The following is a 13,756-nucleotide window of genomic DNA, read 5'->3' on the forward strand; positions in this document are numbered from 1 at the left end:
ACCTCCTGAATTCATGGTGCAGTGAACTGTGCCCGGACCGAACCGTGTTGGCGGCCGGGCTTCCCCTATCATGCGTGGCATGCGAAGCGATCGTTACCGCCGCGCCTCTGTGACACTCGCGGCGGCAGCCGCTCTCCCCGCGCTGATGATGTCCACGCCCGCACAGGCCGACCAGGACGACCCGGTCAGCCTGCCCGCGCTCCGCTCCCGCGTCGCCCCCGACGAGAGCTGTGCCACCGCGTCGCTCAAGGCCGCCGAGCAGCAGCCCTGGACATGGCAGGCGTTGCAGCTCTCCCGGGCGTGGCAGCTGTCCAAGGGCGCCGATGTGACCGTGGCCGTCGTGGACACGGGCGTGGGCGACGACCTTCCCGCGCTCTCCGGCCGGGTGACCCAGGCGGGCGACGCGGGCGTCGACTGCGTGGGGCACGGAAGTTTCGCCGCGGGCCTCATCGCCGGGGCCCCCAGCGGCAAGGGCGCGGTCGTCGGCGTCGCGCCACGGGCCCGCATCCTGGCCGTCAGGGCCACCGACGCGCGTGGCAACACCACCGCCCAGCAGGTCGCGGACGGCATCAGGACCGCCGTGGACGAGGGCGCGGACATCATCTACACCGGGCAGGCCCTGGCCGTGGGCAGAAGCCAGTTGACCCAGGCGGTCGCCTACGCCACCACCAAGGACGTGCTGGTCATCGCCCCGGCCGCGCCGGACATCGCCCCCGAGGGCGCCGACGGGCGCCCCGATCCGCGAGCCCGCGCCTACTGGCCCGCCCAGGTCCCGCAGGTGCTGTCGGTGGTGGACTACGGGCCGAGCGGCGGCCGCCCGGAGAAGGCGGCGGCCCCCCTCGCCCCGGACCTGGCCGCCCCCGGCGACGCGGTGGTCGGCATCGGGCCCAAGGGAAATGGCCACTACATCGGTTCGGGGTCGTCGCTGGCGGCCGCGCATGTCGCGGGGGCGGCGGCGCTCATCCGCTCCTACCACCCCGACCTGTCCGCCGCCGAGGTCTCCCGGCGGCTGACCGAGGCCGCCTACCCCGGCGAGGCCCCGCGCCTGGACACCTACGCCGGGCTGACCGCGGTCCTCGGCGACGGCACCCGGGCCGAGCCGAAGGCCGCCGCCGCCCATGTCCCGCCCGCCGCCCCCAAGTCGCCGCGGGTACGGGCCCTGCTGATCGCGGGCGGAGCCGCGGCCGTCGTCCTGCTGGTGGCCGCCGCCGCGTTCATCGTCCCCCGCGGCAAGGCCCGCGGCTGGCGCCCGGCCGGGTAGGACCGGACTCCACGCGAGCGGGTCACGGCACGGCGGTGCCGGCGTACGGAGCGCGCTCCGTACGCCGGCACCACGATCGCCGCCCGGTGTCATGAATCCTCCGGGCCCATCAGGGCCGTCTGGATCTGCACACTCTTGCGCCGGGCGATCCGCAGCCCCCGTCCGGGCGGCAGGATGCGCCCCTTGACGTTGCCGAAGAGATAGCCCTCGGTCGGCGGGCAGGACAGCAGGATTCCGGGGGTGTTGACCTCCTGGAGCCTTCGCATCAGCGGGTCGTTGAGGCCCCGGCCGGCGCCCGCCGCCGCGCGGGCCACGATCATGTGCAGACCGACCTCGTAGCCCAGCGCGAGGAAGTTCGTCAGCCCCTCGAAGGGCTGGTTCAGCGGTCCGCCGCCGCCCACCATGTCGTAGTCGTCGACCAGGACGAACAGCCGCGGCCCGGTCCACCAGTCGCACTGCCGCATCCGGGACGGGGCGATGTCCGGGCCCGGCATCCGGGTCTTCACGGCCCGCGCCGCGCCACCGACCAGCTCCTTGAGGGCGTCCAGCGAGACGGCGTGACCCAGCCGGTACTCGTCGGGCACCGCCTCCACCAGCTCGCGGCGGTAGTCCACGACCATGATCCGGGCCTCGGCGGGGGAGTACCGGGCCATGATCGCCTGCGCCGTGAGCCGCAGCAGGTTGGTCTTGCCGCTCTCCGTGTCGCCGACCACGATCATGTGCGGATTGGCGCTGAAGTCATGCCAGACGGTGCCCATCCGGTCCTCCTCCAGACCGAGCGGCACCCGCAGATCACCCTCGGCGGGCGGCAGTTCGGCCGCCGGGAGCTTCGTCGGCAGCATCCGCACCGGGGGAGCGGGCGGGCCCGACCAGTGCTCGCGCACCGCCGCCACCAGCCCGGCCACGCCGTCCGCGAGGTCATCGGCCCCGGCCACGCCGTCGATGCGCGGCAGCGCCGCCAGATAGTGCAGCTTGGACTCGCGGGTGAGGCCACGCCCCGGGATCCGGGGCACGCCCGCCGCCTTGCGCACATCGATCCCCGAGTCCATCGGGTCGCCCATGCGCAGCTCCAGACGGGTCGCGGCCTGGTCCCGGACCGCCGAGGACAGCTCGACCCAGCGGGCGGTGGTGACGATCAGGTGGACGCCGTAGTTGAGGCCCCGGCCGGCGATGGCGTTGAACGTGGGGATGTGCTGGTCGTACTCCTGGCGGACCGTCGACCAGCCGTCGATGACCAGGAAGACATCACCGTGCTTCTCCCCTGGGAACTCCCCGGCCGCCCGGCGGCGCCGCAGCGTCGCCATCGAGTCGATGCCGTTGTCCAGGAAGAACCGCTCCCGGTGCGCCAGCACCGCGGAGACCTCGGCGATCACCCGGCCGACCCGCTCCTGGTCCAGCCGGGCCGCGACCCCGCCGACATGCGGCAGGCCCACCAGACCCGCGAGCGTGCCGCCGCCGAAGTCCAGGCAGTAGAACTGGACTTCGCGCGGGGTGTGGGTGAGCGCGAGAGACGTGATCAGCGTACGGACGAGGGTCGACTTTCCGCTCTGCGGGCCGCCCGCGACGGCGACATGGCCACCGGCCCCGGACAGGTCCACCCGCAGCTCGTCCCGGAGCTGGTCGAAGGGCCGGTCCACGACGCCGACCGGCACCGACAGCCGCCCCCGCCTGGTGAGATCCGTGGTGGTCAGCCCGTACTCGGCGTGCGGTGCGAGCAGCGGCAGCAACTCGTCGAGCGGCGATGGGTCGGTCAGCGGCGGCAGCCACACCTGGTGCGCGGGCGGCCCGGCGTCCCGCAGCCGGTCCACGGCCACCGACAGCAGGGCGTCGCCGTCCCCGGCCTCGCTCTCGTCCGGCTTCTCCGGCTCGTCCGGAAGGTCGGGCAGCTGCCGCGGCACCACCCAGCCCGCCGTCCACGGCACCACCTGGCTGGCCACCCGCGCCTGGTGAGCCGAGCCGCTGCGCCGCCGGTACGGGCCCGAGACATAGGCCGCGCGGAAGCGGGTCAGCGCCTCGACGCCCGTCTTGATGAAGCCGCTGCCGGGAGTCGGCGGCAGCTCGTACGCGTCCGGCACGCCCAGCACGCCCCGGCTCTCCATCGCCGAGAACGTGCGCAGGCCGATGCGGTAGGACAGATGGCTCTCCAGCTGGTGCATCCGGCCCTCGTCCAGGCGCTGCGAGGCGAGCAGCAGATGCACCCCGAGGCTGCGGCCGAGGCGGCCGATCATCACGAACAGCTCCATGAAATCGCGGTGCGCGGAGAGCAGTTCGCTGAACTCGTCGACCACCACGAACAGGCTCGGCAGCGGCGTCAGCGGCGTGCCGTCCGCCCGCGCCTTCTCGTACTCCAGGGCCGAGGTGTAGTTGCCCGCCGCCCGCAGCAACTCCTGACGGCGCATCAACTCGCCGTGCAGCGCGTCCTGCATCCGGGAGACCAGCGCCACCTCGTCCGCGAGGTTCGTGATCACGGCGGAGGTGTGCGGCAGCTCGTCAAGACCCAGGAAGGTCGCGCCACCCTTGAAGTCGACCAGCACGAAGTTGAGCGTCTCGGAGGAGTTGGTCAGCGCCAGCCCCAGCACCAGGGTGCGCAGCAGCTCGCTCTTGCCCGAGCCGGTCGCGCCGATCAGCATGCCGTGCGGCCCGGTGCCGCCCTGCGCCGACTCCTTGATGTCCAGCTCCACCGGCACCCCGTCCGAGCCCACCGCGATCGGCACCCGCAGCCGGGCGGATCCGGTACGGCGCTCCCACAGCGTGGGCGGCTCATGGCGGTACAGGTCCGGGATGCCGAGCAGCGAGGTCAGCTCCACATCGGCGGCCAGCGGCTCGGCCGACTCCGTGGCCAGGCCCATCCGGTACGGGGCCAGATGCTTCGCCAGCGACGCGGCGACGGTCGTGCTCAGCCGGTCGGGCCGGCCGAGCGGGGTGGACTGCTCCTTGCGGTCGCGGTCCGTGCGCACCAGATTCATGGTCTCGTCGGACACCTGGAACCGCAGCGTGGCGCGCCCCGGCCGCCAGGGCAGCTCGCCGGTGATGTCGAGCACCACCGCGTTGCGGTGGCCGGGCCCCTCCATGCGGTGTCCGCCGGGCGGCGCGACACCGTCCAGCACGATCACCGTGTACGGCTCCTCGCGCCCCGCCATCGCGTCCGGGTCGAACGGCGGCCGCTCCTGGAACTCCCCGCCGAGCAGGTCGTCCAGCTCGTTCACCGAGGCCACGACCATCCGTACGGAGCCGGCGCCGTCGCTCTCCTGCGCGTGCCGATTGTGCGGCAGCCACTTCACCCAGTCCCACTCGGCGCGCTGCTCGTCCGCCGTGACCACCGTGATCCACAGGTCCTCGGGGGAGTGCAGCGTGGCCAGTTGGGCGAGCATCGCCCGGGTCAGCTCCCGGATCCGGGCCGGATCGCCCCGGAACAGCACCCGCGCCCACGTCCGCAGATACACCGCGATGGGCTGGCCGGGGACGGTGGAGTACGCGCGGATGAAGCTGCGCAGCGCGTGCGCGGTGAGCGGTTCCAGGTCCTCCACCGGCTTGGTGGACAGCGGCGAGAGCCGCAGCCCCAGCTTCTGGTCGCCCACCGCGACCCGTATCTCCCCGAAGTCCGGGTCGCCCGGGCGCCGTTCCCACAGCCGGGTGGTGCCCACCAGCGACCACAGCGCGGTCGGCTCCGGATGACGCCACAGGAGGGCGCGCTGCTGCTCCACCACGGCGGCCCGGACCTTCTTCCGGGTCTGCCGCAGATAGCGCAGATAGTCCCGCCGCTCGCCCTTGAGCCGCTGCTTGCGCTCGCTGTTGCGGCGCACGACCTGGCCCAGGATCATGGCGACCGCGGAGACCACCATCATCCCGAGGGCCAGATAGATGAACGCGCCGCTCTTGGAGCCGCCCGGCCGCATGTACATCAGCATCATGGACACCGACATCAGCGCCATCGGCAGGTAGTTCCACACCGCCGAGCTGTCGGGCGTCACTTCCGGGAGCGAGGGCGGCTCCTGGAGGCTCAGTTCCCCTTCGGGCATGTCCGGGCCGCGCCGACGCGCGGGCCTGCGGAACAGGACGGTACTCAAGCGGGTGGTCTCCTTCGGGGCCGGGGGTGCTGCCGGGATGCTGCCAATGGGCTGAAAACAACCGTTGAACGGACGGTGACACGCGCGGCCGGGGCAGGCAGGGCCCGGCCATCAGGGCAGCCGCGGCGGACGGCAGGAGCGGTGAACCCGAGCCGGGGGCAGGAATCCCGGGCCGGTGAAGAAGAGTCTACGATCCGATTCCACGGTTCACTTCGACGGCCGTGACCGAAGCAGGCGGTTCAGCAAGTAGTGTGCAGCCTCCCTGCGCACACGTCCAACGCCCCACACCCCCCACGGAGACTTACCCCGTGTCCCGAACACGTCTCCCGAAGAAGCGTGAGTACTCTCATGACTGACAGCGCAACGGCAGGGCTCTGCCGCGTCACCGTGCGCGCCCCCGCCACCTCCATCGACCTCGCGGTCCCGGCCGATGTCCCCGTCGTCGATCTGCTGCCCACGCTGGTGCGGTACGCGGGTGACGACCTCGCCGAACAGGGTCTGGAACACGGGGGCTGGGTGCTCCAGCGGCTCGGTGGCGAACCGCTCGCCGAGGACAGCAGCCTCGAATCCCTCGGTGTGCTCGACGGCGAGACGCTCTACCTCAGCCCGCGCACCGACGTCCTGCCCGAGGTCCGGCTGGACGACCTGGTCGACGGCATCGCCACCACCATGGCCGACCGCCCCTTCGGCTGGACGGCGACCATCAGCCGCCGGCTGCTCCTCGGCACGCTGATCCTCACCCTCGCCGCCGGGCTCGCCGTCCTCGCGATACCCGGCCCGCCCGCCGAACTGCGCGCCCTGGCCGCGGCCGCCGCCGCGGCGCTGCTGCTCGGCGGCGCCGCCTCGGCCAGCCGCGCGGTCGGCGACGCCGAGGCGGGCGCGGCGCTCGGCTTCGCCGCCGTGCCGTACTGCGCCCTCGCCGGATGGCTGCTGCCCGGCGGCGACCTCGGCGGACCGCACCCGTACGAGGTGCTCGGCTCCCGGCTGCTCGCCGCGAGCGCCGCGGCGGCGGGCGGCGCCATGCTGGCCGTCGCCCTGGTCGTCGCCTTCGCCGCGCTCTTCGTGGCCGCCGTGGCGGTCGCCGCCGCGGGCGTCCTCGCGGCCGTCCTGATGATGACCGCCGATCTGTCGGCCGCCCACGCCGCCGGTCTTGTCTCCCTGGCCGCCGTGCTCTTCGGGGCGTTCGTGCCCTCGATGTCGTTCCGGCTCTCCGGGCTGCGCATGCCCCCGCTGCCCACCAACGCCCAGCAGCTCCAGGAGGGCATCGAACCCCACTCGCCGTCCGCCGTGGCCGCCCGCACCGTCATCGCCGACGGCTGGATGACCGGCCTGTACGCCGCGGCCGGGGCGATCTGCGCCGGCTGCATGCTGGGCCTCGCGCGCGCCGAGGATCTCCCCGAAATCCTCACCATGGCCGCCCTGTCGGTGCTGCTCCTGCTGCACAGCCGCGGCCTCGGCAACACCCTTCAGCGCCTGTCGCTGGTCGTCCCCGCGCTGTGGGGCGGCGCCCTGCTGATCTACGAGGCGGCCACCTCGTACAGCTCGTCCGGCAAGCTCCTGCTGGTCGGCGGGTTGCTCGCGGTCGCCGCCGCCATCGCCATCGCCTCCTGGACGGTGCCGGGGCGGCGGCTGGTCCCGTACTGGGGGCGGGCGGCCGAACTGCTGCACTCCGCCATGGCGATCGCCATGTTGCCCCTGTCGCTGTGGGTGCTCGGCGTCTACGGCGCCCTCCGCTCCCTCAACGGATAACGCCCAAGACCGCCCAAGGACGAGTTCTCCATGCAGACCAAACGCGACCAGGTCCAGGCCCATATGTTCCTCATGGGCCGGCTGACCTCCAGCATGCTGCGCTCCGACCCGGACGCGCCCGAGAGCCCCCAGGGCCGCACCAACCGCGGCGTCGCCATCGGCGTGATCATCACCGTGCTGCTGTGCGCCGGGGCCTTCGTCCTCGGCCTCATCTCGCCCGGCCAGAAGGACTCCTGGCGCTCGGCCGGAAATCTGATCGTCGACAAGCAGACCGGCGCCCGCTACCTGTACCTCGACGGACGGCTGCGCCCGGTGCGCAACTACGCCTCGGCGCTGCTGCTCGCCGGCTCCGACCTGGAGACCACCACGGTGGGCTCCAAGTCCCTCAAGGGGACCCCGCTCGGCACGCCCATCGGTATCGAGGGCGCCCCGGACTCGCTGCCCAAGGCGGGTGACCTGTCCGACGACCCGTGGCAGGTGTGTTCGGCACCGTCGGCGGAGAACGACGGCAAGGTCGGCACCACGCTCGCGGTCGGCGCCGAGACGCCGGGCGACGCGCTCGGCAAGGGCGAGGGGGTGCTTGTACTGGGCCCGGACCGCAACCGCTACCTGCTGTGGCAGGGCAGCAGGCTGCGGCTGGACCGCGACTCGGGCGCGGCCGAGGCGCTCGGCTACGCCACCACCAAGCCGGTGCCGGTGTCGGCCGGGTTTCTGAGCGCGCTGCCCGCGGGCCCCGACCTCGCACCGCCGGAGACCCCCGGGCTCGGCGACCTCGGGCCGCGGCTGGGCGGCCGCTCCACCCGGGTCGGGCAGGCGTTCGCGCTGGACGTCCCGGGCTCCGACAGCCGCTACTACCTGCTGCGGAAGGAGGGCCTCGCGCCGCTCACCGCGACCGAGCTGGCGCTGGTGCTTGGCGATCCGCAGACCCGCGCCAAGGCATACGGGGGCCAGGCTCCGGTCGCCTCGCCGGTGACCTCCCAGGCGCTTCAGGGCAATCTCGCGCCGGAGGGCTCGCTGAACAAGGGCCCCGGCCAGGCCCCGAGTTCGCCGCCGAAGGCGGTCACCGTGTCTGATGAGCAGACCCCGTGCGTCCGGGTAGCGCCGCAGGGCAAGGGCACCCGGGTCGGGGTCACGCTGGTCGAGGAGCCGGACCTCGGCCCGGTGGCCCAGCACTCCGCGGGCGCGGCCGCGGCCCCCGCGTGTCTGCCCGTGGACCGGATCACCGTGCCGCCGGGCCGCGGCGTTCTCGTACGGGCGCTGGGCGCCGGCGGGGGCCGGGTCGGCAGCACGGTCTACCTGGTCACCGACTCGGGCGTGAAGCACCGGCTGGCGAACCAGGACGCGGTCAAGGCGCTCGGCTACGAGGGCGAGGGCCCGCAGGAGATGCCCTCGCTGATGCTGTCGATGCTCCCCTCCGGCCCCGACCTGTATCCGCAGGCGGCGCAGAACGGCCAGGTCAACGTGACGGCGCCGCGCTGCCGTTTCCCCGGCAAGGGCGAACAAGCGAAAAACAATCTGACGACAAGTCAGACGAACGAGAAGACAAACGGAGCCTCGTAGCATCGCCCTCCTGAAGCCGATCGAGGAGAGGGGCGCGTATGTCTGCCAACGGCATGCAGCAGTCAGAGGAATCCGCGACACGGAACGGCATCCAGGCCCTGGAGATGGCCTTCAGCGGAGTCATGAAGTGCCGCCAGGACGTCGAGTCCACCAAGAACAACCTCATGACCCACTACAAGGGCAGTGACGGTGGCGCCTTCCGGGACCTCGTCACGTCATGGGAGGAGAAGGCCGATGTCATCCTCACCAACGTCCAGGACATGATCGAGACGCTCAACCAGACCCTCGTCGAGCAGGGCAAGCAGCAGGGGTCCTCGAACGAGGCCATCAACCAGGCCTACTCGCAGTCGGACGCGGTCTTCGACACCCTGACCGGCTGATCCGACCGCCGGTTTCCCCACCAACCTTCGGACCCTAGGCGAGACGAGGACAGGCAATGAGCGACTTCACCGACGGCTACATCTACGTCGACTACTCGCACATGAGCAACGCGGCCGACGACATGATCACGCAGACGAAGGCCATCGCGACCACGCTCGAGAACCTGGAGATGGAGCTCAACGAGCTCAAGAACACCTGGATCGGTGACGACAAGGACGTCTACACCCAGAAGCAGCAGGCCTGGGACAACGCGGTCAAGGGGATGGAGGACCTGCTGACGAAGCACTCCGCCCTGCTGACCTCGGTCTCCGAGAACTACCAGTACAGCGAGCAGTCGCTGACGCAGATGTGGGACTCGGTGAAGATCGGCCGCTGACGCCCGCCGGCGGGGCCGGCCCCCGCGGCCGGCTCGCCCATCACACCCCCAGCGGGAAGGACCCGGAGTGGACACCAAGGATCCGAACGAGAAGACGACCAAGCTGACCTTGGACAAGGCCGGTCTCCAGAGTTTCCTCGACAATCGCGTGCTGCCCTTCAAGGACGAGATCCGCAAGATCACCGAGGACGACCCCACGTTCGGTCCCTCGATGGGCTCGCTGATCGGCAAAGAAGACATCAGCATCGAGGACTTCGACTCCTACCAGGCCGGGAAGCCGCTGTCGCTCGGCTGGATGCTCCAGGAGGGCGAAGTCGACGGGCAGGTGGCGAAGCTCAACAAGAGCCTCGCCACGATGGCGGAGAACCTCGTCGAGATCTACAAGGAGCAGGCCAAGCTCTTCGGGGACATCGAGGACAACCTGGAGACCACCATCTCCACGCTGTTCTCCACCCAGAGCGGCAATCTGACCACCATCGACGGCCAGGAGTTCCTGGACATCTTCGAGGACGTGGACGACGACCTGGCCGGTGGCAAGGGTGGCGGCGACGATGACGACTAGCCGCTGAGCGTCCCGCCGCCCCCGTTCCCGCCCGCCCCCCACCCCGCTGACCGGCCCGCCGGAGGTCCCGCGCCATGTCCAAGAAAGTCCCCGTCGCCCACTCCGACAACGACTGGTGGGCCAGGGCTGTTCGGGTGCTGACGGGCGTCGTCCTGCCCGCCAGGGCGGACCTCTTCGACAGCCTCCTCGGGAACAACGACATCCCGCTGATGCGGCTGGAGTTCTCCGACTACAACGGCGAGCCCTCCAACGCGATCGTCGAAGCGGTCAACGACATGTCGTGGCGTACCGAGAACTCCGGCTGGCGCATCAACAACACCGACTTCGTGATCCCGTTCTACTCCGGGAAACACGGCCCCATCAGCGGGGCGGCCCCGGGCACCAAGGTCGTGATGAAACAGGCCCGCATCACCCTGCTCGGCACCAACGGCACGGACGACCCCCCGGCCGGCGGAGTGGTCGTGGGCGGCGAGTTCAAGAGCGGGCTGGGCAAGGACTTCGAGGGCCAGTCGAAGGACACGACCTGGAGCAACGTCGGCCTGTCGCACTACAGCTACGGCGGCGGCATGGCGCTGGTGTCGCTGATCAACAACGGCAAGACCACCGGATTCGACTGGTATGGCCTCAGGGTCAACGAGAAGGACGCGGTGGACCTGGATTCCTTGAACAGGTCGGCCGAAGCCCTCGACCGGGCCGCGCGCTTCTTCAAGAATCGGTACGACGACCTCCGGGACTGGGAGTTCGACCTCGGCAAGGAGGAGGCGTCATGGAAGGGAATGGCCGCCGGGGTCTTCCGGGACATGGTCCACGGGATGGCGCGCAACTACAAGTCGTACAACGAGCAGATTCCCCTCCAGGGCAACGGATCCAAGTACGGCAATGAGCTCCGCAAATACCGGCAGGACATCCACAACGCCTCCTATTCGCTGTACAACAAATGGAACACCTGGCAGCTGCTCACCGGAAATCCGCTGCGCTGGCTGCACGACATCCTGCTGGATGTCTCCGAGTGGATCTGGAAGAACAACATCACCAAGGTCCGTTACTACGAGGACTACGGATACGATTCCTACGACTCGTACCACGCGGTGAAGCTGGACGGCTTCCACGGCGACCACCCGACCTACGGCCAGCTCGAGGACAAGGAGACCTGGAAGAAGATCGGCGAAGAGGCCATCAAGAAGTGGCAGCAGTCCGTCGTGGACGTGCTCGGGGAGGCGGGCAAGGCAGCCATCCTCGCCATTCAGAACTCCGTGAACGACCAGGACCTGCCCAAGAAGATCGACACGGAGACCACCAGCCTGAGCCAGGAGTTCGCCAAGGACCAGGCGGCGAAGGAGAAGGCGGACGCCGAGAGGGAGAGGAAGCGGATCGAGGAGGAGAACAAGAGGAAAGAGGAGGAGAACAAGAGGAAAGAAGAGGAGTGGAAGAAGAAGCAGGAGGAGGCCGAGCGCAAGGCCGAGGAGAAGGAGAAGGAGTGGGAGAGGAAGCAGGCCGAGGCTGAGCGCAAGGCGGAAGAGAAGGAGAAGGAGCAGGAGAGGAAGCAGGAGCAGAAGGAGAAGGAGCAGGAGGAGAAGCAGCGGGAGCAGGAGAGGAAGCAGGAGCAGAAGGAGAAGGAAGCCGAGGCCAAGCAGGCCGAACAGGAGGCCAAGCAGGCCGAGAAGGAAAAGGAGCAGGAGGAGAAGCAGGCCGAGCAGGAGCGCAAGGCCGAGGAGAAGCAGGCGGAGCAGGAGGCCAAGCAGGAACAGAAGGAGAAGGAGGCCGAGGCCAAGCAGGCCGAGCAGGAACGGAAGCAGGAGGAGCGGTACAAGGAGCAAGAGGCACAACAGCAAGCTGCTACGACATTGGCACGCACGGAACGCGAGCAGCAGAAGAAGGAGCAGGAGAAGAAGCAGGCGGAACAGGAGGCCAAGCAGGCCGAGAAGGAAAAGGAGCAGGAGGAGAAGCAGGCCGAGCAGGAGCGCAAGGCGGAAGAGAAGCAGGCCGAGCAGGAAGCGAAACAGGAGCAGAAGGAGAAGGAGGCCGAGGCCAAGCAGGCCGAGCAGGAGGCCAAGCAGGCCGAAAAGGAGAAGGAGGCGGAAGCCAGACAGGAGGAGCAGGAACAGAAGCGCATTCAGACCGAGAGCGAATACGAAGCCAAGCAGAAGGAGCAGGAGGCCAAGCAGGAGCAGAAGGAGAAGGAAGCCGAAGCCAAGCAGGCCGAGCAGGAGGCCAAGGCCGAGGCCAAACAGGCGGAGCAGGAAGCCAAGCAGGCGGAGCAGGAGGCGAAGCAGGAGCAGAAACAGAAGGAGGCCGAGGCCAAACAGGAGAAGCTGGAGCGCGAACAGGAACAGCGCCAGGCCGATGCGGAGAAGCGCTACGAGCGCCAGACCCGGGAGCTCGGCGGCGGGAGCCCCGGGCGGTACGAAAGCCCGGACCTGCCCTCCGACCTGCCCGACGACTACGGCGGCCAGAGCCCCTCGCTCGACCGCACCAGCGGCACCACGACCCTCAACCCCGACCGCACGGTCACCCTGGAGTACCCGGACGGCACCTCACGGACGATCGATGTGCCGGGCGGCGACATCTCCACGGTCCTGCCGGACGGTTCGACGGACTTCGACACGCTGCGCCCCGGTGACTCGATCACCAACAGCGACGGCAGCATCACGACCCTGGAGCGGGACGGGACCCTCAACACCGAGTTCCCCGACGGCAGCAGCACCCGGATCGACCCGGAGCAGGGGCTGATCACCAACCGCCAGCCCGACGGGACCACGACCACCACCCCGATCGAGTCGGGCGAGACCCTGCCGAGCAACCTCGGCAGCTCCTCCAACCTCCACTCGCCGTCGAGCTCTTCCTCGTACGACGGCCTGTACGGCGGCGGCTATGAGGACGACCTGTACGACTCCACCCCGTACAACAGCACGCCGTCCGGCAACGGATATGGTGCGGACGGCAGCTCGTCCGGTGGCGGCATGCCGATGCTGCCCCCCGGCACCCGGATGAACGGGTCCATGAGCGGCGGCGCCGGTTCCGGCGACACCGAGCGGGTCCGCGGGGTGTACGACGACCCCACCCAGCCGATCGTGCGGCGCCTCGGCGGCTCCCGGCCGTCCGGTTCGAGCTACCAGGAAGAGGAGATCGTCGCCGCGCGCGGCGGCGGGATGTCCACCGCCGGTGGCATGCCCTTCGCCCCGCCGATGGGCGGCGGCATGGGCGGCGGCCAGCCGCAGACCCAGAGCTCCGACCGCGAACGGGCGGCGTGGCTGGAGGAGGACGAGGACGTCTGGGGCACGGACGAGGGCGGCGCTCCAGCCGTCATCGGGCGTTGAGAGCGGCGAGGAAGGCGTAGCGATGGACAGGGAATCGATCAAGGATCAGCTGGCCCGGGCCATGGCTGACATGGAGCGGACCCAGCAGGCCGTGGCGCAGGCCAAGGCGCAGCTCAGGACGGCCTCCGTCACCGTGCGCTCGCGGGACCGCGCGGTCGAGGCGACCGTCGGCGCGCAGGGACAGCTCGCCGATGTGAAGTTCCTCGACGGCAGGTACCGCACCATGGCTGCCGCGCAGCTCGCGGCCTCGGTGCTGGAGGCGGTGACCCAGGCCCAGGCGCAGATGGCCCAGACGGTCATGGACACCTTCCGGCCGCTGTCCGACAGTGTGAGCGGCGCCCCGCGCCTCGACGGTGTCGGCATCGAATGGGACGAGATCTTCGCACCGCTCGCGGACACCGCCTCGAAGGGCCGGGCCGCGCATACCCGTTCCAGCGACCGGCTGAGAGACGAGATCCACGAGGACGGGGACCGGAGGTAGGC

9 protein-coding genes are annotated in these 13,756 nt (G+C 70.3%); 8 read left to right on the forward strand and 1 reads right to left on the reverse strand.

Translation table 11 applies throughout. From position 1 onward, the window contains the following. The first annotated feature begins 79 nt into the window (after window positions 1-79). Window positions 80-1,261: a S8 family serine peptidase gene (locus tag ACZ4WQ_RS31595; protein WP_358847290.1), complete on the forward strand. Its 1,182-nt coding sequence runs from the start codon at window positions 80-82 to the stop codon at window positions 1,259-1,261. 89 nt (window positions 1,262-1,350) lie between these two features. On the opposite strand, the gene eccCa is transcribed toward ACZ4WQ_RS31595, so the two are convergent. Then, window positions 1,351-5,328 (reverse strand): type VII secretion protein EccCa, encoded by a 3,978-nt coding sequence (gene eccCa, locus ACZ4WQ_RS31600; protein ID WP_398373467.1) that lies wholly within the window; start codon window positions 5,326-5,328, stop codon window positions 1,351-1,353. Window positions 5,329-5,676: 348 nt separating this feature from the next. On the opposite strand from eccCa, the gene eccD reads away from it, so the two are divergent. The 7 genes from eccD to ACZ4WQ_RS31635 all read left to right on the forward strand — a co-directional run bounded on the left by eccD (window position 5,677) and on the right by ACZ4WQ_RS31635 (window position 13,754). After that, window positions 5,677-7,077: a type VII secretion integral membrane protein EccD gene (gene eccD, locus ACZ4WQ_RS31605; protein WP_311725520.1), complete on the forward strand. Its 1,401-nt coding sequence runs from the start codon at window positions 5,677-5,679 to the stop codon at window positions 7,075-7,077. 30 nt (window positions 7,078-7,107) lie between these two features. After that, window positions 7,108-8,637, forward strand: a complete 1,530-nt coding sequence (gene eccB / locus ACZ4WQ_RS31610; RefSeq protein WP_398373470.1) for a type VII secretion protein EccB — start codon at window positions 7,108-7,110, stop codon at window positions 8,635-8,637. 38 nt (window positions 8,638-8,675) lie between these two features. Next, entirely contained in the window at window positions 8,676-9,017 is a 342-nt protein-coding gene (locus ACZ4WQ_RS31615; protein ID WP_311725522.1) for a hypothetical protein, read from the forward strand. Window positions 9,018-9,073: 56 nt separating this feature from the next. Further along, entirely contained in the window at window positions 9,074-9,394 is a 321-nt protein-coding gene (locus ACZ4WQ_RS31620) for a WXG100 family type VII secretion target (RefSeq protein WP_311725523.1), read from the forward strand. 67 nt (window positions 9,395-9,461) lie between these two features. After that, window positions 9,462-9,956: a type VII secretion system-associated protein gene (locus ACZ4WQ_RS31625; RefSeq protein ID WP_311725524.1), complete on the forward strand. Its 495-nt coding sequence runs from the start codon at window positions 9,462-9,464 to the stop codon at window positions 9,954-9,956. A 74-nt stretch (window positions 9,957-10,030) separates the two neighbouring features. Then, window positions 10,031-13,273 (forward strand): AAWKG family protein, encoded by a 3,243-nt coding sequence (locus ACZ4WQ_RS31630; RefSeq protein ID WP_398373473.1) that lies wholly within the window; start codon window positions 10,031-10,033, stop codon window positions 13,271-13,273. 22 nt (window positions 13,274-13,295) lie between these two features. After that, window positions 13,296-13,754, forward strand: coding sequence for a YbaB/EbfC family nucleoid-associated protein (locus tag ACZ4WQ_RS31635; protein ID WP_311725527.1), 459 nt, complete (start codon window positions 13,296-13,298; stop codon window positions 13,752-13,754). Window positions 13,755-13,756: the final 2 nt, after the last annotated feature.

The organism is Streptomyces sp. NPDC028305 (genome assembly GCF_055569495.1).